The organism is Metabacillus schmidteae (assembly GCF_903166545.1).
Lineage (GTDB): Bacteria > Bacillota > Bacilli > Bacillales > Bacillaceae > Metabacillus > Metabacillus schmidteae.
Genome location: NZ_CAESCH010000002.1, coordinates 367,811 through 387,754, shown reverse-complemented (window position 1 = coordinate 387,754; position 19,944 = coordinate 367,811). Strand labels below are relative to the sequence as shown.

The 19,944-nt window shown below is 38.6% G+C and carries 16 protein-coding genes, 1 other RNA gene and 1 pseudogene; 1 reads left to right on the top strand and 17 read right to left on the bottom strand.

The annotated features are described in order from the left end of the window. Nucleotides 1-33: 33 nt before the first annotated feature. Nucleotides 34-1,059, bottom strand: coding sequence for a DUF3231 family protein (locus tag HWV59_RS22690; protein WP_175640360.1), 1,026 nt, complete (start codon nucleotides 1,057-1,059; stop codon nucleotides 34-36). A gap of 241 nt (nucleotides 1,060-1,300) precedes the next feature. On the opposite strand from HWV59_RS22690, the gene HWV59_RS22685 reads away from it, so the two are divergent. Continuing rightward, entirely contained in the window at nucleotides 1,301-2,272 is a 972-nt protein-coding gene (locus HWV59_RS22685) for an arsenic resistance protein (RefSeq protein WP_175640359.1), read from the top strand. 307 nt (nucleotides 2,273-2,579) lie between these two features. On the opposite strand, the gene HWV59_RS22680 is transcribed toward HWV59_RS22685, so the two are convergent. The 16 genes and pseudogenes from HWV59_RS22680 to HWV59_RS22605 all read right to left on the bottom strand — a co-directional run bounded on the left by HWV59_RS22680 (nucleotide 2,580) and on the right by HWV59_RS22605 (nucleotide 19,932). Next, nucleotides 2,580-3,872 (bottom strand): MFS transporter, encoded by a 1,293-nt coding sequence (locus tag HWV59_RS22680; RefSeq protein ID WP_175640735.1) that lies wholly within the window; start codon nucleotides 3,870-3,872, stop codon nucleotides 2,580-2,582. 101 nt (nucleotides 3,873-3,973) lie between these two features. Next, nucleotides 3,974-4,195 (bottom strand): annotated as a pseudogene (locus HWV59_RS22675) (PLP-dependent aminotransferase family protein); the annotation flags it as partial. 109 nt (nucleotides 4,196-4,304) lie between these two features. Then, nucleotides 4,305-5,354: a DUF3231 family protein gene (locus HWV59_RS22670; protein WP_235991875.1), complete on the bottom strand. Its 1,050-nt coding sequence runs from the start codon at nucleotides 5,352-5,354 to the stop codon at nucleotides 4,305-4,307. Nucleotides 5,355-5,970: 616 nt separating this feature from the next. Beyond that, nucleotides 5,971-6,334: a transfer-messenger RNA gene (ssrA, locus tag HWV59_RS22665) on the bottom strand. 156 nt (nucleotides 6,335-6,490) lie between these two features. Next, complete coding sequence (smpB, locus tag HWV59_RS22660) at nucleotides 6,491-6,958, bottom strand: SsrA-binding protein SmpB (protein WP_102232461.1); 468 nt, start codon at nucleotides 6,956-6,958, stop codon at nucleotides 6,491-6,493. A gap of 223 nt (nucleotides 6,959-7,181) precedes the next feature. Further along, nucleotides 7,182-9,521: a ribonuclease R gene (gene rnr / locus HWV59_RS22655; RefSeq protein WP_102232460.1), complete on the bottom strand. Its 2,340-nt coding sequence runs from the start codon at nucleotides 9,519-9,521 to the stop codon at nucleotides 7,182-7,184. 23 nt (nucleotides 9,522-9,544) lie between these two features. After that, complete coding sequence (locus tag HWV59_RS22650) at nucleotides 9,545-10,285, bottom strand: alpha/beta hydrolase (RefSeq protein WP_175640358.1); 741 nt, start codon at nucleotides 10,283-10,285, stop codon at nucleotides 9,545-9,547. 162 nt (nucleotides 10,286-10,447) lie between these two features. Further along, on the bottom strand, nucleotides 10,448-10,681 hold the full coding sequence (gene secG / locus HWV59_RS22645) for a preprotein translocase subunit SecG (protein ID WP_102232458.1): 234 nt from the start codon (nucleotides 10,679-10,681) through the stop codon (nucleotides 10,448-10,450). Nucleotides 10,682-10,929: 248 nt separating this feature from the next. Then, nucleotides 10,930-11,886, bottom strand: a complete 957-nt coding sequence (locus tag HWV59_RS22640; RefSeq protein ID WP_175640357.1) for a nuclease-related domain-containing protein — start codon at nucleotides 11,884-11,886, stop codon at nucleotides 10,930-10,932. Between the two features lie 246 nt (nucleotides 11,887-12,132). Continuing rightward, complete coding sequence (gene eno, locus HWV59_RS22635; protein WP_102232456.1) at nucleotides 12,133-13,425, bottom strand: phosphopyruvate hydratase; 1,293 nt, start codon at nucleotides 13,423-13,425, stop codon at nucleotides 12,133-12,135. Between the two features lie 146 nt (nucleotides 13,426-13,571). Next, nucleotides 13,572-15,107: a 2,3-bisphosphoglycerate-independent phosphoglycerate mutase gene (gene gpmI, locus HWV59_RS22630; RefSeq protein ID WP_175640356.1), complete on the bottom strand. Its 1,536-nt coding sequence runs from the start codon at nucleotides 15,105-15,107 to the stop codon at nucleotides 13,572-13,574. Continuing rightward, nucleotides 15,100-15,861, bottom strand: coding sequence for a triose-phosphate isomerase (gene tpiA / locus HWV59_RS22625; protein ID WP_175640355.1), 762 nt, complete (start codon nucleotides 15,859-15,861; stop codon nucleotides 15,100-15,102). The genes gpmI and tpiA overlap by 8 nt, the downstream gene beginning before the upstream one ends. Nucleotides 15,862-15,953: 92 nt before the next feature. Beyond that, on the bottom strand, nucleotides 15,954-17,138 hold the full coding sequence (locus HWV59_RS22620) for a phosphoglycerate kinase (protein ID WP_175640354.1): 1,185 nt from the start codon (nucleotides 17,136-17,138) through the stop codon (nucleotides 15,954-15,956). Nucleotides 17,139-17,418: 280 nt separating this feature from the next. After that, nucleotides 17,419-18,426: a type I glyceraldehyde-3-phosphate dehydrogenase gene (gene gap / locus HWV59_RS22615; protein ID WP_175640353.1), complete on the bottom strand. Its 1,008-nt coding sequence runs from the start codon at nucleotides 18,424-18,426 to the stop codon at nucleotides 17,419-17,421. A gap of 103 nt (nucleotides 18,427-18,529) precedes the next feature. Continuing rightward, entirely contained in the window at nucleotides 18,530-19,552 is a 1,023-nt protein-coding gene (locus tag HWV59_RS22610; RefSeq protein WP_175640352.1) for a sugar-binding transcriptional regulator, read from the bottom strand. Between the two features lie 146 nt (nucleotides 19,553-19,698). Next, nucleotides 19,699-19,932: a glutaredoxin family protein gene (locus tag HWV59_RS22605; protein WP_235991874.1), complete on the bottom strand. Its 234-nt coding sequence runs from the start codon at nucleotides 19,930-19,932 to the stop codon at nucleotides 19,699-19,701. Nucleotides 19,933-19,944 lie beyond the last annotated feature (12 nt).

The following is a 19,944-nucleotide window of genomic DNA, read 5'->3' as shown; positions in this document are numbered from 1 at the left end:
CTTCCCCTAGTGTAAAAAAAGGAAAATAGCCTATTAATCAGAAGCTAATTTTCCTCTATCCGCTGCTAAGGGAGGTATTTCCATCCAGCCTTTTTCAATCATAATATCTGCTGCAGATTCAACAAATTTTGAAATCTTCATGAATGACTTCGTATAAACAAGCCCTACATCATGTCTTCCGTTTACAGCCACTGAATTACCAAACGCCCTTATTTTCATTGAAAACATGTCCATCTTATGAAAAAGCATAAGCTTATCTGAAAAAGGAGAAAAAGTAGAAGATGTAACAAGATCATCAAGAAATGATGGTGCTGGCAAATTGTCTTGTTGGAGTTTTTTCATATAGTTTTGAATATTGGCTGCGGTCATATCTGTGCCCCATTCAAACAGTTTTCGTATCTTTTCATCCTTAACTACTTGAGCGAATGCCATGATTAACGCTTTACTTGTTACATTATTTTCAATGTTATCGTAAAAATGGGCGATTTCTAATGCATGTAAAGGGCGTCTATCCCCTAAGAAACCAGTTAAAAAGTTCTCACTAGCAAGAGCAGGCTTTTCCGGAACTGGAATAAGGGGTGGTTTCATAATTAACCCCTTACTCATTAATAGTTCTTTAATTTGGTCAACCAAATCAATTGTGGAAATCATAATATATCTAAAAAATTCATTTACATCTTTCCTAAAAACAAGAGGGATACCTGCATTATAAATACTCATTCCTGCTTTTGCTACATATTTCAAATAATGAACATAATATTCATCCTGAAATAGACGTGGAGCACCTAAATTGACATCCTCATCACTAAAACCTAACGGAATAGGATAATTCTCTTTTTCCATAATATCCTTCGTAACTTCCATGAATTCTCCGCATAGTTTTAATGCATTTTCTAATAACGTTTTTATGTCCTTATCCTCCACGTGTTGGAGATAATAATTTAAAATGCATTTTGACATGCTGTTTCCCATATATGTAGCCCAAAGCTTACCCAATTCTGCTGACGTTAATCGTTCGTTCGTGCTTGTTTTATAAGAACCCACTTTTATCGGTTTCATGGTTAATCCTTTCAGTCCATTTTCATTTAGTATTTTTCATATTAAGGGTCCTTATACTGAACATTTTTCTTCATATGAAATTTTCAACAAATTCTCACCCCCTAAGCTTTCGGTTTAGTTTTTTTAAAACTAAACAAATATAATTATGATACTATTAAGTTAAAGTTCATGACTTATTCATAAGTCTCTTTTAACAGCATCACAAACGTCAATTTAGAGGCAATTAAAGGGGCAAACAAAAATGCTTTCCAGAGAAAAATTAGAAAACAATCAAGTTTGGCTATATGTCATTGTACTTATACTAGCAGCTTGGTTTGGATTATTCCTCCCTGATATCGGAGCACAATTAGATGTAACAATTTCTGTTGCTATCGCTATTTTAATGTATAGTATGTTTTCACAGATTCCTTTTACTTCATTAAAAGAGTCATTTGCTAATCGTCGTTTTATCTGGGCTTTACTAACGGTTAACTATATTGCCGTTCCTATTGTGGTGTGGCTTTTAGCAAAGTTATTACCCGACTATCCGCCGTTATTGCTGGGGGTCTATTTAGTTTTACTGACACCTTGTATTGATTATGTAATTGTTTTTACAGCTCTAGGTCGTGGAAATGAAAAGATTATGCTAATTTCTACACCTATTCTCTTCATTACTCAAATGCTGCTATTACCTTTGTATTTATTTTTGTTTATTGGGGTTGACGCAGCAGAAATAGTGGATCCGGGTCCATTCCTTGAAGCATTTTTTGGGCTTATTGTTATCCCTTTAGGACTTGCTATCGCCCTACAGATATATGCAAAGAAATCTCATGTTGGTAATAAAATAATAGATTTTTCAGCCTGGCTTCCTGTTCCATTTATGGCTCTTACTCTTTTTGTTGTTGTTTCGTCTCAAATAGGTAAACTTTCAACATATATTGACTTGATTCTCAAAGTAATACCTATTTATTTTGCTTTTATGATCATTATGCCGATTATTTCAAGAATTATTGCAAAGTGGTTCAAGCTTGATATTGGTTCAGGTCGTGCTCTTATTTTTAGCGGAGCTACACGTAATTCGCTTGTCGTGCTTCCACTCGCTTTAGCTTTACCAGATAATTTAAGCACATTAGTAGCCGCTATAATCGTGACACAGACAATCGTTGAACTTGCAGGTGAGTTAATTTATATACGATTGGTACCTAATATACTTTTACGGGAAGAAATAGCTTAATTTCTTATGACTTTTTTAAAAATGGCTGTTTTCGCTAAGATTGTTGCTTATGAATACTTATATACTTCTATAGTGGAATGGAGCGGAAGACAATCGACTCCTGCGGGAAGTAGAGGAAAGGCTGAGACCCCGCAAGCAAAGCTGAGGAGGCTCAGCTTCCTCCCCGGCGCATGGATTGTCTGAAGCGCAATGGAACGAACTAATTACTAAACTTTACTGCGTTAAAAAACACCAAAGTATGCGAAAACAGAATTAAAAAAAACACCTCCTGTTATCGTATAAATCGAATACGAGTCAGGAGGTGTTTTTATTTTTTACTACCACGGGACCAGACTACAACTGGGATCAACAATAAGGATAAAATCCCCCCAACAAGCGACAATGTTGGAAAACTCGAACCAGCAACGATCATTCCGGATAAGGCCCCTCCAGAAGCTCCTGCTAAAGCGATTAATACATCCACCGTACCTTGGGTTTTAGCTCGTATTGAAGGTTCAGTTGAATCAACAATTAAAGCTGTGCCACTTATTAAACCAAAATTCCAACCTAATCCAAGTAATGACAGAGCAATTATGAGTAGAATCATAGAATCTCCTGGTGCAAAAGCTGATACTAAACCTGCCAGGAGTAATGTAGCTCCTGCTGCGATAGCCATAGCAGTGCGTCCCAACTTATCAACCAATACACCTGTAACGAGTGAAGGGAGATACATTGCACCAACATGAAATCCGATTACAAGACCTATTTCACCTAAACCATGTCCGTGATGTCTCATATGAACCGGAGTCATTGTCATAATAGCAACCATAACAATTTGCGTCAGAACCATAATCGTAGCACCAACGATAATTCCTCTTTTGTTCTCTATTTCAACAGTATTTGCGGATCCACTTCTGTTAGATTCTTGTTTTGACGCTTCTATTGCTTTTGCGATGACTAATGGATCAGGACGAAGCATGATGAAAAGGACAAGACCTGCTAAAATATATGCTACTGCTGATAAAATAAACGGACCTGCTAGTGATGGAATACCAATAGCAAGAGCAAGAGCCCCCATAACATTAACTAACATTGGACCTGCAACTGCACCAAATGTTGTGAAAACCAGTGTTATACTAACAGCAGTTGCTCGCTGTTTATCGTTTGCAAGATCAGTACCTGCATAACGAACTTGTAAATTTGTCGCTGTTCCTGCACCATAAATAAGGAGGGAAACAAACAAAAGGATTACACTACTTATTATAGCTGACAGTATAACTCCTATTGCTCCAAGTCCACCTGTCATAAAACCAACTGTTAAACCTGTACGGCGACCATAACGTTGAGAAAGCCTTCCTACAATTAAAGCAGCTCCTGCTGAACCTAATGTAAATAGTGCTGAAGGAAGTCCAGCATATGCATCTGTTCCAAGCATTTGTTGTGCAAGAAGTGCACCAACTGTAATTCCGGCAGCCAACCCTGCACCACCCAAAATTTGCGAAATGCTTACAACCGTTAATGTCCGCTTGTATAACGCCTTTTTTTCTGAAGAACCCATGTAGCTTTGTAATGAAGCTGTTTGGGAATCTAACTCTTTTACACTTTCATTCTGTAACATGATCTAATCTCCCTTTCTAGAAGCTGATTAACCCCAACTTGATTTGAATCATCATAACACGCACAAAAAAACCATACAATATGATAATTGTATGGCAAACAATATTAAGTAAGATTTTTAAACAAACGGTTAAGGATAATTAAACCTTGCACAAGCTCTTCAAACGTTTTTGGAACACATACTGAAATTCTTACAGCTCTTTCCGGACAACTATTTCCAACGACAAAACGTTCTGCTGCATATACTTGTACTCCCTGTTCAGCTGCTAACGTTTCAAATTCAGCACCTGTAATCTTTTCTGGTAATAACAACCAACGAAAGATGCCAGGTAGCTGTCGGATTATGATAATCAGGGATCAAGTAAATGCCTTATTAGCAATGCTTTACTGATTCCCTTTTAGCGTTGTTGTATTTTAAGCTGTTCCAATTGTATAACTAACCTCTATCTTGAGCTTGCGGAGGTGATTCCAACCACCCTTTATCAATTAAGATATTCATACCATCGTCAACAAATAAACCAATGTTTACAAGAGTTCTTGCATACAACATATTTAGATCTCTTCTAGCAGTTACTGCAAGTGAGTTTCCGAATGACCTTATCTTCATTGAGAACATATCCACTTTATGAAACAGCATGATTTTATCGGAAAAAGGTGGGTATGTAGATGTAGTAACTAAATGGTCTAAGTACGCCGGTGATTGAATATGTGCAATGTGCATTTTTTCCTTATATTGCTTTACAGATTTTTCAGTCATATCTAACCCTCTATTAAACAACGCTTTTATTTTTTCGTCTTTCACTATCTGACAGAATCCAAATAATAATGCCTTACTTGTTGTGTTATTCTCTATGTTATCCCAAAGATGAATGATTTCTAGTGCCTGTAATGGTCTGACATCTCCCATAAATCCATTTAAGTAGCTTTGTTTACCGATTCTATCAATTCCATCTGGTGTTGGAATGATAGGAGGGTTTGCAATAAATTTCTTTTCCATTAAAACATTATTAATTTGTCCTAAAAGAACGGTCGCACATTGATTACAGTAAATAAAAAACTCCCTTATATCCTCCCTCATGACCAATGGAACTGCTACTGAGTAAAGACTCATCCCTGCTTTAGCAGCATATTTTAAATAATGAGGGTAAAATTCGTCAGCATATAAACGAGGTGCACCAAGATTAACATCATCTTCGGTAAATCCTATAGGTATGGGGAAGTTATCTTTCTTAAAAAAATCTTCTATCCTCTGCTTGAAATCCTTTGATAAGGCTAAACCATTCTCCAAAAGCAATCTTATATCTTCATCATCGCAGTGTTGAAGAAAATAACTTAAGATTTGAATTGACATACTGTTTCCCATATACGTAGCCCAAAGTTTCCCCATTTCAAAAGTTGTTAATGGTTGGGTCTCATCTAATATTTTCGTATATATATTTAATGGTTTTATCACATTCATTGGATTTAAATCTTTATCTCCGGTCATGCCTAAACTCCTTTTCCCTATTTTTGCTTAGGATTACCATTGATGGATAATTTAATTCCAATAATTCTCATCTTTAAATTATAACGGTCTTGTAATGTTAGAACTCATAGCAGTTCGGTAGTCTTCCACCGATAAAGATTTCAGGGGCAGGGATCCGAAGACTGAGTATATCAATAACCTTTTCTTTTTTCTTTATATTTAGCGTAAAAGAATCCTTATGTTTTTCAGGATTATAAAAAAATTAGCTTTTGAGAAAGCTTTTTTTGAAATTTAATATAAAAATAAACAAAATAAAAACCACCAAATATGTATTTGGTGGAGACGGTGGGACGTGCTATTCCATGCTTTCGTCATGGCACTGACTATATCTTGAACCTCTATACAGGTCCTTCGGCGTCTTATACGAAAAGTAGTTTTACCTGAATTCCAGGCAGTTTTTCGTATCCTAGTACTACCAAGATGGCAGCCTATAAGTCGATACACGGCTGTTGGATTGCTCCACATACCGCTCGGCATTGCCTTATCACAGTGGATATATATTATAAGATGTAAAAACGGACTTACCACATTTGGTAAGTCCGTGAATATTATCGTATTTAACCACCAAAATATGTATTGGTGGAGACGGAGGGAGTCGAACCCTCGTCCAGACATAACGGCACTTAAGCGTCTACGAGCGTAGTCGATATATTTGCGGTTTCGCTAACTCCTATGCCTATCGACAGGCGTCAGAGCAGCTAGTCTGATTGGTCTCTTCCATCATCCCCAGACGGAGGAATCAGGCGTAGTCCACTAAGAGTGAGTCCCTTACCCTACCACATGGACGATGGAGGGAGGAACAGCTAAGCAGTTATTAAGCTGCTAAAGCTAAGTTATTGTTAGATTTGCCAGTTATTATTGGCGTTGACGTTTTAACGAAGACGATCCCTTCGGCCCGCAACCTAAGCTCGAACTATCCCTGTCGAATCCGTAACGTCCCCATGATAAGCCGTATATACCAGCTAGGGAATACGGGAAGTATTAAAAGTTAAAGATAGATAAGCTTAATTGCTTATGAAGTTTTTAAAGTAAGTTGACTGCCTTACAAAACCTATTATAACAGACTGGCCTAAAAATGCAATTGTAAGGTTTTCCCACTACATTTTCTGGCGTTCTCTAAAGGCACGTTCAATATCACGTTTTGCTTCCTTCTTCTTAAGGTCTTCACGTTTGTCGTATTTCTTTTTCCCTTTTCCAAGACCAATTAACACTTTTGCATAGCCATTTTTGACGTACATCTTTAATGGGACAAGTGCATAGCCTTCTTCTTTAGTGGCTCCAATTAGTTTGGCGATTTCTCGTTTCTTTAATAATAGTTTTCTTGTTCTTAATGGATCATGGTTATAGCGGTTTCCTTGTTCATAAGGACTGACATGCATATTAAGCAGGAAAACCTCACCACGTTCAATTCGTGCGTAAGAATCCTTTAAGTTAACACGACCATTACGAATCGATTTAATTTCTGTTCCTTGAAGGACAATGCCGGCTTCAAATGTTTCTTCAATGGCGTAATCATGATTAGCTTTCTTATTTTGCGCTAATGCTTTTCCCATTCCTTTAGGCATTGTATTCCCTCCCCTCGATCTAGCGATACGTTCTATTTTAGCAAAAAATGGGCGGTAACTCAATAAAAGAGAAACTTCCACCATAGTTAAACAGAATAGGTCGTTACTGGTAGTTTCCCTAACTCACCTCTTTATAAACTTAGAAGGATGTTATTGAGTGAAATAGAAGATTAGCTAGATAACGAAAAGGGCAAGCTCAATATCAAGCAAGCCCCTTTCCTTTTTAGCGCTTCTTCTTTTTCCGCTTCGCTTTTGGTGCATTTTCAAAATGCTTTTTCTTTTTGCGGGGAGGACGGGTTGACCATTCTCCATCTCTGTCGCTTTCACGTTTTTTTCCATTGTCTCCACGTGAACCAGAACCTTTTCTTCCTTTACTCGCGACAATGACTTTTGGTGTTTCTTTTGCAGGACGTCTTCTTGTTCCCTTCATTCCTACAATTTCAAAGTCAATGGAGCGCTCGTCTTTGTTAACATTGACAACACGTACTGTGATTTCATCCCCGATGCGATAGACAGTTCCTGTTCGTTCACCAATCATGGCATAATGGCGCTCATCATAACGATAATAGTCATCTGTTAAATAACTAACATGAACTAGACCTTCAATTGTATTCGGCAGCTCCACGAACATTCCGAAGTTTGTGACCGAGCTGATAATACCGTCATATTCTTCACCAATTTTATCAAGCATGTACTCTGCTTTTTTCAGTTCATCTGTTTCACGTTCTGCTTCAACTGCTCTACGTTCCATATTAGAAGAGTGTTCCGCGAGTACTGGAAGACTCTCAGCCCAGCTTGAACGTGTTTCTTCATCAACTTTTCCTTCTATTAAATATGTTCGAATTAAACGATGAACAATTAAGTCAGGATAACGGCGAATTGGTGATGTAAAGTGTGTGTAATACTCTGTTGCCAGTCCAAAGTGTCCAAGGCTTTCCGGATCATATTTTGCTTGCTTCATGGAACGCAGCATCACTGTGGAGATGACCGTTTCTTCTGGTGTACCCGCTACTTCCTCTAAAATATTTTGCAGAGCTCTTGGGTGAATATCGTTTCCAGAACCTTTCACTGTATAGCCGAAGTTTGTAATAAACTCTAAGAAACGCTGTAATTTTTCAGCATTAGGGTCTTCATGGATACGATATATGAACGGAACATTCATCCAGTGGAAGTGCTCAGCTACTGTTTCATTTGCTAAAAGCATGAATTCCTCAATTAGACGCTCTGCTACAGAACGTTCACGCAGGACAACTTCTGTTGGATTTCCTTCTTTATCAACAAGGACCTTTGCTTCTTTAAAATCAAAGTCGATTGCACCGCGGGTCATACGTTTTGTTCGCAACACTTGAGCAAGCTCACCCATCAGTTCAAACATAGGGACCAGCTTCTCATATTTTTGGAGAAGCTCCTCATCGCGATCTTCAAGAATCTTATTTACATCTGTGTATGTCATTCTTTCTGTTGTTTTAATCACACTTTGGAAAATTTCGTGATTCACAACAGTACCAGTTTCATCGACTTCCATTTCACATGATAATGTAAGACGATCTACTTTAGGATTTAAGGAACAAATTCCATTTGATAAGCGGTGTGGAATCATGGGAATCACACGATCCACTAAATACACACTAGTTCCGCGATCTGATGCTTCCCGGTCAATTGGTGATTGATCTGTTACATAATGACTAACATCGGCGATATGAACACCTAGTTTGTAGTTTCCGTTTTCGAGCTTTGTAACTGTTACCGCATCATCCAGGTCTTTTGCGTCTGCTCCGTCAATTGTAACAATTGTTTGATTGCGAAGATCTCGACGGTCCTTTAAATCTTCTTCTTTTATCGTTTCCGGTACATCATTCGCTTGTTCCAACGCTTCAACCGGGAATGGACCTGGAAGTCCGTGCTTATGGATGATCGATAAAATATCAACACCCGGATCATTTTTATGACCTAATATTTCAATAATTTCTCCTTCAGCACTCATACGTCCCTCAGGATATGTCGTTAGCTTCACAACAACTTTGTGTCCTTCAACCGCTCCATTTGATGCTTGTTTTGGAATAAAGATATCATTTGCGATTTTTTTATCATCAGGAATAACAAATCCGAAGTTTTTGCTTTCAGTATATGTCCCGACAACTTCTGTTACGCCACGCTCGATAATACGGATAATCGTTCCTTCTTGTCTTGTTCCTCCTGTCTTTGGGCTCACTCTGACAAGAACTGTATCACCATGCATCGCTGTTTTTAGCTCAGTAGGCGGGATAAAAATATCATCTAAGCTCACATCTTCCGGATCAACAAAAGCAAATCCTTTAGCATGGCCGATTAGTTTCCCTTTTATTAGATTCATTTTTTCCGGTAAGCCATAGCGATTGCTTCTCGTACGGACAACAAGTCCTTGGTCTTCCATGACAACCAATGCTTTTACAAAGTCCTTGAACTCAGTTGAATCTTCAATTCCAAAAGCTTCTTCAAGCTCCTGAACCGTTAACGGCTTATATGCTTCTTCCTTCATAAAGGAAAGCAGTTTATCAATATGTAGTTGAATGTCTTGGTCCATGTGATCATCCTCCTTTTTATAGGTTACCAATCTAGGCTCTCTAAAAACTGGTACACATCCTCATGAACTTGATCACGCTCTTTATCAAGTGTGATGACATGTCCGGATTCCTCGTACCATTTTAATTGTTTATGATCATTTTCCACTTCGTTATAGATAATATTTGCACTATCTGTGTTGATCATATGATCATGTCTGGCCTGTACAACAAAGGTTGGAGAATATATCATATCTACATTATTTCGCACATCTGATATTAATCCCTGCAACTCTTTTAATGTATTCATTGGTGTTTTTTCAAATTCCTTCATTTCTTCTTCAATTTGCTCAGGAGTTTTCCCTTCAAACTTCTTATAGTTTCTAGCATACTCAAGGATACCTTGATACATGACTTCTTCACTTTTGATATACATAGGGGCACACATTGGGATAATACCCTTTACTGGCACGGTGTAACCTAGTTTAAGCGAGAACACCCCGCCAAGAGATAATCCGCCAACAGCAATGTCTTCAAATCCCATTTGTTTTAGATGCTCATATCCTGCTTGGACATCCTTCCACCAGTCTTCCGGTCCCGTATGAACAAGCTCCTCAGGCGGTACTCCGTGTCCTTTATATAGGGGAGCATGACATGTGTATCCGCGCTCACTTAAGTAGCGTGCAAGCATCCGTACATCCGCTGTATTGCCTGTGAATCCATGTAATAACAATACGGCTCTGTCTCCACCTTCAAAAGTAAATGGTTTTGGTAACACAATTTTCATTTCTTTGTAACTCCTTCTACAACTTTTATTTAGTTTAACCCAGATGGGCGCTCAGTATTACTTTCAGTATGTATACTATTTTAAACAAACTACGTAGTGCTTGACCAATATGTTAACTTAATAAAAAAAGAGCCTGTTTCTACAGACCCTTCATCTTTATCATTATTGTACGACATATGCCACTAAAACTGTCAAAACAAAGAATAATACGGATAACACAATCGTTGCGCGGTGTAGAACTAAATCCAAACCACGAGCTTTTTGCTTACCAAAAAGCTGCTCTGCACCACCAGAGATCGCACCTGATAACCCTGTGCTTTTTCCTGATTGTAATAAGACAACTGTAATTAAAGCAATAGATACAAGAACAAGTAGAATAATTAATGCTGTATGCATGAGTTGACACCTCCTGAAATGCGCACATGTAGATAGTTTAAATGTACCATAAGTGGGGGTGGGATACAATATTAAGATGGGATTATGAGATTAGTTCTGCTGAAATCGTTGAATTGCTGGTTTATTTTCGATTTTGGGATTTTAATTACTTTTTTAGGGATTTATTTGCGATTCTACGATTATATTTTCGATTTTGGAGATTTAATTACTATTAGACCTTTTTCGACAAGATCCACCCACCCTTTCTTCTACAGGTAGTACACCCTTCCCTTCTTTTCTCCATCATACTTTAGGTTCATTGACTGAAGTAACCTATTAGCTGTTGCGATAGAATTTACACACAGAAAATTTCTAAACTCACTATTCGTTATTGTTGGTTTAAAGAGCAATTCATAATCATCAAGAGCATGTAAATGGGCTAGCTTATCTTTGCTATTACATGTGGTACAGTGCCAATTGGCTTTTATTCTTACAAGCGGAAGTGAGCCACAATTCTTGCAGATCGCTCCTTTTATTAGTTCTTTTTTATCAATCTGATATCGTTCCAATATATAAGAATCTCTTTTAGTATGCTGTTTAATTAAAAGACGGGATATCTTTTTAAGCTCCTTTTCTTCAAGTGGTTGGTTTTGTTGGGAATTGGCTAACTTTGGGATTTTGGTGGGTAACTCTTCTTTATGGATTATTTTTTTATGGAGGGATCTCTCTTCTGGAGAAGTGCGGATAATGGTATAAGAGTTGCTGATGACAACAAGTGAAGAAATATTGATTTCCCTTAATTTGTGTTGCTGCAGCCACTCTTTCAACTGTACCTCATGACGCTCTAGTTGTGTCAGTGGATAGGGATATCCTTTTTCAATTCCATCTTTTGTTTGGATAAGCTGTTTGAATTCTGGATCAAAGTGGATCGTGCCTGAATAATTTTTCACTTCTAGTATGATTGCCACTTTCGGGTTTAAAATCAATGTATCTAATTGAAAATAGTGTTTTTTCGTTTTTAACCTTAAATCATGAAAAATAGAGTATTCTTTTTCGTTGAGGAAACTAAGTGGATATTCTATCGCTAATTCTCCTCTGAAACCAGCATTTCTGATGTTTAAATCTTCAATAATTTGCGGGATTTTTGGATGGTTTTGCGGTAGTCTTTTGAGCAAGGCTTCTAATTGAAGAATAATACGGGGAACTTCGTGTGTTTTTACGATCATATTCTCACTCCATATTTGGTTTTACTAAATATGTTCTCTCTTTTTCCTTGTAGTCCTGCTTTAAAGTGACATTTATTTATTATTTGTGAATTGATATTTTCGATTCTGGTAACTTATTTTTGATTATTAAAATATATTTACGATTTTCACAAACTTATTTACTATTAGACAATTTTCGCCAAAAATCGCCCCCTCTCCACAACCAAAAAAGAACTGCCGCACCACGCGGCAGTTCTCCCACTCAACTTATTTCTTTAAGTTGTAGAAAGTTTTGATTCCATCGTATCTTGAAGCGTCATGTAATTGATCTTCGATACGTAGTAATTGGTTGTACTTCGCAACACGGTCTGTACGTGATGGAGCACCAGTTTTGATTTGGCCAGCGTTTGTAGCAACTGCGATGTCAGCAATTGTTGTATCTTCAGTTTCACCAGAACGGTGAGAGATTACTGCTGTGTAGCCAGCGCGTTTAGCCATTTCGATTGCTTCGAATGTTTCAGTAAGTGTACCGATTTGGTTAACTTTGATAAGGATTGAGTTACCGATTCCTTTTTCAATACCTTCAGCAAGTTTTTTCGTGTTTGTAACGAATAGGTCGTCACCAACAAGTTGAACTTTTCCGCCAAGGCGCTCAGTTAATAATTTGTGACCTTCCCAGTCGTTTTCATCTAAACCGTCTTCGATTGAGATGATTGGGTATTTATTAGCCATTTCTTCGTACCAGTCAACCATTTCAGCAGAAGTTTTAACAACACCTTCTCCTGAAAGATGGTATTTACCGTCTTCTTTGTTGTAGAACTCAGAAGATGCAGCATCCATAGCAAGCATTACTTGCTCACCTGGTTTGTAACCAGCTTTTTCGATTGCTTCGATGATTGTTTGAAGAGCTTCTTCGTTTGAACCTAAGTTTGGAGCGAATCCACCTTCGTCACCTACAGCAGTGTTAAGACCTTTACCAGAAAGAACTGATTTTAGGCTGTGGAAAATTTCAGCACCCATACGTAGTGCTTCACGGAAGCTTTCAGCACCTACAGGCATTACCATGAATTCTTGAATATCAACGTTGTTATCAGCGTGCTCTCCACCGTTAACGATGTTCATCATTGGAACTGGAAGAGTTTTCGCGCTGAAACCGCCAAGGTATTGGTATAAAGGAACTTGTAGGTAATCTGCAGCAGCACGAGCAGCAGCCATAGATACACCAAGGATTGCGTTCGCACCTAGTTTACCTTTGTTATCTGTACCGTCAAGCTCGATTAATGCTTGGTCGATAGCGATTTGCTCAGTTACTTCGAAACCAAGTAATTCTGGAGCGATTAATTCGTTTACGTTTTTAACAGCTTGTAGAACACCTTTTCCTAGGTAGCGTTCTTTGTCACCATCACGAAGCTCAACTGCTTCATATTCACCAGTTGAAGCACCACTTGGTACTAATGCGCGTCCCATAGCGCCTGATTCAGTGTGTACTTCTACTTCTACTGTTGGGTTACCACGAGAGTCTAATACTTCACGAGCATATACGTCTACAATGTATGGCATATTGTTTAATCTCCTTTTTATAAAAAATTGATTTTTTAAGTATATCGGGTGATTGATTTTCTATAAAAGCGTTCGTGGTCCAAACAACCTCGGCGGCCGCCTGAGAGGGATTGGGTCCACACGTCTTTTATTTAAATCAACATAAATTACTTATTAATTAAAGTTGTTCCAGTCATTTCAACTGGTTTTTCAACATTTAGCAGGTCCAGCATTGTTGGTGCCAGATCACCTAAAATACCACCTTCACGAAGGGTTACGCCTTCCTGAGTAACGATTACTGGTACCGGGTTAGTCGTATGAGCTGTCATTGGCTCACCTTCAAGTGTTACTACTTCGTCAGAGTTACCATGGTCAGCTGTGATGATGGCTTTACCGCCTTTTGCGATAATCGCATCCACGATTTTACCAAGGCACTCGTCAACTGTTTCGATTGCTTTGATTGTTGGCTCCAGCATTCCGGAGTGCCCAACCATATCAGGGTTAGCAAAGTTCAAAAGAATCGCATCAAATTTGTCAGCCTCAATTTCACCAAGTAACGCGTCCGTTACTTCGTAAGCACTCATTTCAGGCTGCAAATCATAAGTTGCCACTTTCGGAGAATCAATTAAGATTCTTTCTTCGCCAGGAAATTCCTCTTCACGTCCACCACTCATAAAGAACGTAACGTGTGGATATTTTTCCGTTTCTGCAATACGAAGTTGTGTTAGGTTGTTTTGTGATAATACTTCACCGATCGTATTATCAAGGTTAGTTGGCTTGAAAGCCACATATCCATCAACAGTTTCACTGAAATGTGTTAGGCACACAAAGTGTAAGTGTTTTGGATGTTTTTCACCACGGTCAAATGAACGGAAATCTTCATTTGTGAACGTGTTTGAAATTTGAATCGCACGGTCAGGGCGGAAATTATAGAAAATGACCGCATCATTATCTTGAATGGTTGCTACAGGTGAACCGTCTTCTTTTGTCATCACAGATGGAATGACGAATTCGTCAAAAATTCCATTGTTATAAGAATCGTCAATAAGCTCATCTGGTGTGCTGTAAGTTGGACCTTCACCGTAAACCATTGCACGGTAAGACTTTTCAACACGATCCCAACGCTTATCACGGTCCATTGAGTAGTAGCGTCCAGATAATGTTGCAATTTCCCCGACACCGTATTCTTTGATTTTTTCTTGAAGTTCATCCAAGTAAACTTTTGCCGTTTTCGGACCAACATCACGACCATCTAAGAATCCGTGAATGTATACTTTTTCAACGCCTTCTTTAGCTGCAAGCTGAAGAAGTGCATATAAGTGATGAATATGGCTGTGAACTCCACCATCTGATAAAAGACCGAAGAGGTGAAGACTTGTACCATTTTTCTTTACATGATTTATCGCTTCTGTGAATGTTTCATTTTTTGCAAATTCACCTTCACGGATTGCTACATTTACACGAGTTAAGCTTTGGTACACAACGCGGCCAGCACCAATGTTTAAGTGACCAACTTCAGAGTTCCCCATTTGCCCTTCAGGTAGACCAACCGCTTCACCGGAAGCAATTAGTTGAGCATGTGGGTACTGGTTCCAAAAGCGATCAAAGTTTGGTTTTTTCGCTTGTGCAACAGCATTCCCTTTTGTTTCTTGGCGGCATGCAAATCCGTCAAGAATAATCAGTGCAACTGGTGCTTTACTCATTTTTGCTACCCTCCAAAAGTTGAAGGAAAGATTGTGCTTCCAGGCTAGCTCCACCAACTAATGCACCATCAATATCTGGCTGTGCCATATATTCTTTGATGTTAGCCGGTTTTACACTGCCGCCGTATTGAATACGAACTGCTTGTGCCACGTCAGAAGAAAATTGCTCTGCAATCACTTGACGGATGTGTGCACACACTTCATTTGCATCTTCAGCAGATGAAGATTTTCCAGTTCCGATTGCCCAAATTGGCTCATACGCAATAACTGTTTGTTTAAGTTGATCTTCTGATAAACCTTGTAAAGCTTTCGTTACTTGGTCGCCAACAAGATCATTTGTTTTGCCAGCTTCACGCTCTTCTAATGTTTCACCACAGCAAACGATTGGAGTTAAACCGTGTTTGAAAGCAGCTAGTGTCTTTTGGTTAACTGTTTCATCAGTTTCAGCGAACATTTCTCTGCGCTCAGAGTGTCCAAGGATCACGTAGCTAACACCAAGGTCTTTCAATGCAACCGGGCTGATTTCGCCAGTGAATGCACCGTTTTCTTCGAAGTGCATGTTTTGTGCACCTACTTTTAAGTCAGTACCTTCTGTTAAACTAACAAGGCTTTCTAAAAATAGAGCTGGAGCACAAACTACTGAGTCCACATTTTCTGCTGTAGGTACCAGGCTTTTTACTTCTTCAACAAAGCTTTTCGCTTCTGAAGCAACTTTGTTCATTTTCCAGTTACCTGCGATAATTGGTTTTCTCATTGCTTACACCGTCCTCATTGCATACAAAATGTTTGAAGTCAGGTAGATGCCGTTAAAAGGTGAGCACCTTTCAAACGTTTTGTATTGTTTTTTTATTTATCGTTTAATGCAACTACACCTGGAAGCTCTTTACCTTCCATAAATTCAAGAGATGCTCCACCGCCAGTTGAAATGTGGCTCATTTTATCAGCCAAATCAAACTTTTCGACAGCAGCAGCTGAATCTCCTCCTCCGATAACGGAATATGTATCATTTGCCTCAGCTAATGCTTCTGCAACTGCTTTTGTTCCTCCAGCGAATGTATCTAATTCAAATACACCCATTGGTCCGTTCCAAATAACAAGCTTGGAGTTTTTAATAACGTCAGCATAGATTTCACGTGTTTTTGGACCTGCATCAAGACCTTCCCAATCACTTGGAATGCTGTCAATTGATACAACTTGTGTGTTGGCATCGTTTGAGAAGTCGTCTGCCACAACAACATCTACAGGCATATAGAAGTTAACACCTTTTTCTTTTGCTTGATCAAGGTATGATTTTGCTAAATCAATTTTGTCTTCTTCTAATAGGGATTTACCAACATCATGGCCTAAAGCTTTGATAAATGTGTAAGCTAGTCCGCCACCAATGATTAAGTTGTCCACTTTATCAAGTAAGTTATCGATTACACCGATTTTATCCTTAACTTTTGCTCCACCAATGATCGCTGTGAATGGACGTTCTGGATTAGATAATGCTTTACCTAATACTTCAAGTTCTTTTTCCATTAAGAAACCTGCAACTGCCGGAAGGTGTTTTGCGATCCCTTCAGTAGAAGCATGTGCACGGTGAGCTGCACCGAAAGCATCGTTCACATAAACATCAGCAAGGTCAGCAAACGCTTTTGCTAATTCTGGATCATTTTTCTCTTCACCAGCATAGAAGCGTACGTTTTCTAGTAATAGAAGACCGCCTTCTTCTAATTTAGCAATTTCAGCTTTAACCGTATCACCATAAGCTTCATCAGTTTTCACAACATTTTTACCAGAAAGCTCTTGAAGTTTTTCAGCTACAGCATTTAAGCGTAACTCTTCCACTACTTCACCTTTTGGACGACCTAAGTGACTTGCTAAAACAACTTTCGCACCTTGTTCACTTAAGTATTGAATCGTTGGTAATGCGGCACGGATACGAGTATCGTCCGTAACTTGTCCATCCTTCATCGGAACGTTAAAATCAACGCGACAAAAGACGACTTTTCCTTTAACATCAATGTCTTTCACTGATTTTTTGTTCATGAAAAGCCCTCCCTTTTTATTAAAACTAAGCTTATTGCACACATCTAACATTATATCCTGAAATCAGTTGCTATCTCCAGCTAATAATTAGCAGAAGGTCAGGTATAGCGGAATGAGGTCCAGATAAGTTAGGTATCGTGCATTTTAAAAATTTGACTTATCGCCAAGTCCTAATGGCGCAAGCCTTAGTTTTATACTTTCTGAAAGTAAAAAATAAGGAAAGGGGATGATCCCCTTTCCCCATTGGTTTGTAGCTATATAGTTCGTTAACTCTTACGAATTAAAGACCTTTAGAAGCTAAGTAGTCAGCAAGGTCAACTACACGGTTAGAGTAACCACTTTCGTTGTCATACCAAGAGATTACTTTTACCATTTGGCCTTCCATTACCATTGTTGATAATGCATCGATTGTAGAAGAGTTAATGTTACCATTGTAGTCACCAGATACTAATGGCTCTTCGCTGTATCCTAGGATACCTTTTAAATCGCCTTCAGCAGCTTCTTTTAGTGCTGCGTTTACTTCGTCAACAGTTACTTCTTTTTCTAACTCAGCAACTAAGTCAACTAAAGAAACGTTTGGAGTTGGAACACGCATAGCGCCACCGTTTAATTTACCTTTTAATTCAGGTAATACTAGAGAAACAGCTTTTGCAGCACCAGTTGAAGTTGGGATGATGTTTTCAGCTGCCGCACGAGCACGACGGTAGTCTTTATGTGGTAAGTCTAAGATTTGTTGGTCATTTGTGTATGAGTGAACAGTTGTCATCATTCCACGTTTGATACCGAATTTATCGTTTAATACTTTCGCAAATGGAGCTAAGCAGTTAGTTGTACAAGAAGCGTTAGAGATTACATCGTGGCTAGCTGCATCGTATTTGTCTTCGTTAACACCCATAACGATTGTGATATCTTCGTCACTAGCTGGAGCAGAGATGATAACTTTTTTCGCACCTGCTTCTAAGTGTTTCGCAGCATCTGCACGTTTAGTGAAGAAACCAGTAGATTCAACAACGATTTCTACTCCTTGAGCTCCCCAAGATAATTTCGCTGGGTCACGCTCAGCAGAAACTTGGATTGTTTTTCCGTCAACAACAAGGTTGTTACCGTCAACAGAAACTTCTGCATCTAATTTTCCGTGTACAGAATCATATTTTAAAAGATGAGCTAACATGTTAGCATCTGTTAAGTCGTTAACTGCTACTACGTCAACGTTAGGATTTTTTAAAGCTGCGCGGAATACATTACGTCCAATACGTCCAAAACCATTAATACCGATTTTTACTGCCATGATTAATTTCCTCCTTTAATTTGTTCAAGGGTTTACCTCGAACACTTTCATAAGAAATGGTTCTACTCTTGTAAAGAGAAGAACTTTTTATAATCAGGGAGTGTTAATCCCTTATTAACTCAATAGCTGCGGCTTCATCTGTAATTAAAATAGAGTCCAATGTTTGTTTCATGTAGGCTCTAATTGCCTTTGCTTTTGAGGCCCCTCCTGCAACCGCAATAACAGTTGGTATTTCCTCAATGTCATCTAATTGAATCCCCACCGTTTGAACTTTATGTACAATCTCACCATGCTGGTCAAAATAATAACCAAACGCTTCAGCAACAGCCTTCCCGTCGATAATCTTCCGAAAATGTTCTTCAGGAGTTTTCCGACGCTCCGCCATAGTTTTAGCGTCCCCTATTCCATGAACGACCATACTGGCTGATTTCAAGATTGTTAAAGTTTCTTTGATCGACGGCTCTTCAATAATCGCCTGGTATGCATCTTTACTTAGCTGTTGATCAGGAGCATAGAGAAGTCTGTAATCACCGCTCGCACGTTCGGCCATTTTAGCGCAAATCGTGTTCGCCTGGTTTTCAACGGTTTCTCCTAATCCTCCACGTGCCGGGACGAATAAAGTATCGCGATTTTTACTATCAGGAGTCATCATTTCTGCAACAGCTGCCAACGTAGTACCACCAGTTACAGCGACGATATTATTACCCTTTAATCGCTCTTTTATACATGTTACACATGCTCTTCCCATTTCTTTTTTAACCCATGGAGATTGATCACTATCACCGGAAACAACAATGACTCTGTTTAAATTGAATCGCTTCTTTAATGTATTTTCCAAAGAAGACAATCCTAAAACATCTTTCATCATTTCCTCAAGGTGAATAAGCAATGATGTTCCTTCTTCTGTTAAGGTCATACCTGAAGTTTGAATGTCAATTAGATTTTGATCCTTCAGAAATTGCACTTCATTTCTTAGAATTCTTTCACTAATACCCAGGCTAGTTGAGAGACTTCTGCGTCCAATCGGCTGCATTAACCGTATGTACTGAAGAATTTGATAGCGTTTTTGCATAACCGGTAACAGGTCAGGCAATAATTTTTTTTGTACTTCGATAAGTGATTTCATTTTTGCTATCCCTTTCTGAGTCGATATGGACTTAAATGGTCCCACTGTGACATATTGTGTCCCACCATCTCAAAAAAAAATCTCCCTTGCCATAACTTTATTTTAACAGGGGAAAATTACATATTCAAGAAATGTTTACTGACTTTTTAAAGTAAACGCTTTCTTATGGAATCTTTATCCAAAATCCCATATGTGACGACTTCTTTTTCGATTTCAACAACTGGAATCATAATTTGAAACTTTTCCAGGAGCTCATCATCTTGATAAATATCAACTATTTCATACTCAAAATCGAACTCTTCCTGCAGTTCATGAATAATGGCTAATCCTTTATCACATAACGAGCAATTCTCTTTTGAATAAAAGACTACTTTTTTCACAGCTGCCTGCAC

Excerpts from the sequence above, each read along its gene's own strand:
- HWV59_RS22690 (WP_175640360.1), bottom strand. The coding sequence starts at position 1,059 with ATGAAACCGATAAAAGTGGGTTCTTATAAAACAAGCACGAACGAACGA.
- HWV59_RS22685 (WP_175640359.1), top strand. The coding sequence starts at position 1,301 with ATGCTTTCCAGAGAAAAATTAGAAAACAATCAAGTTTGGCTATATGTC.
- HWV59_RS22670 (WP_235991875.1), bottom strand. The coding sequence starts at position 5,354 with ATGACCGGAGATAAAGATTTAAATCCAATGAATGTGATAAAACCATTA.
- smpB (WP_102232461.1), bottom strand. The coding sequence starts at position 6,958 with ATGCCTAAAGGAATGGGAAAAGCATTAGCGCAAAATAAGAAAGCTAAT.
- rnr (WP_102232460.1), bottom strand. The coding sequence starts at position 9,521 with ATGGACCAAGACATTCAACTACATATTGATAAACTGCTTTCCTTTATG.
- HWV59_RS22650 (WP_175640358.1), bottom strand. The coding sequence starts at position 10,285 with ATGAAAATTGTGTTACCAAAACCATTTACTTTTGAAGGTGGAGACAGA.
- secG (WP_102232458.1), bottom strand. The coding sequence starts at position 10,681 with ATGCATACAGCATTAATTATTCTACTTGTTCTTGTATCTATTGCTTTA.
- HWV59_RS22640 (WP_175640357.1), bottom strand. The coding sequence starts at position 11,886 with ATGATCGTAAAAACACACGAAGTTCCCCGTATTATTCTTCAATTAGAA.
- eno (WP_102232456.1), bottom strand. The coding sequence starts at position 13,425 with ATGCCATACATTGTAGACGTATATGCTCGTGAAGTATTAGACTCTCGT.
- gpmI (WP_175640356.1), bottom strand. The coding sequence starts at position 15,107 with ATGAGTAAAGCACCAGTTGCACTGATTATTCTTGACGGATTTGCATGC.
- tpiA (WP_175640355.1), bottom strand. The coding sequence starts at position 15,861 with ATGAGAAAACCAATTATCGCAGGTAACTGGAAAATGAACAAAGTTGCT.
- HWV59_RS22620 (WP_175640354.1), bottom strand. The coding sequence starts at position 17,138 with ATGAACAAAAAATCAGTGAAAGACATTGATGTTAAAGGAAAAGTCGTC.
- gap (WP_175640353.1), bottom strand. The coding sequence starts at position 18,426 with ATGGCAGTAAAAATCGGTATTAATGGTTTTGGACGTATTGGACGTAAT.
- HWV59_RS22610 (WP_175640352.1), bottom strand. The coding sequence starts at position 19,552 with ATGAAATCACTTATCGAAGTACAAAAAAAATTATTGCCTGACCTGTTA.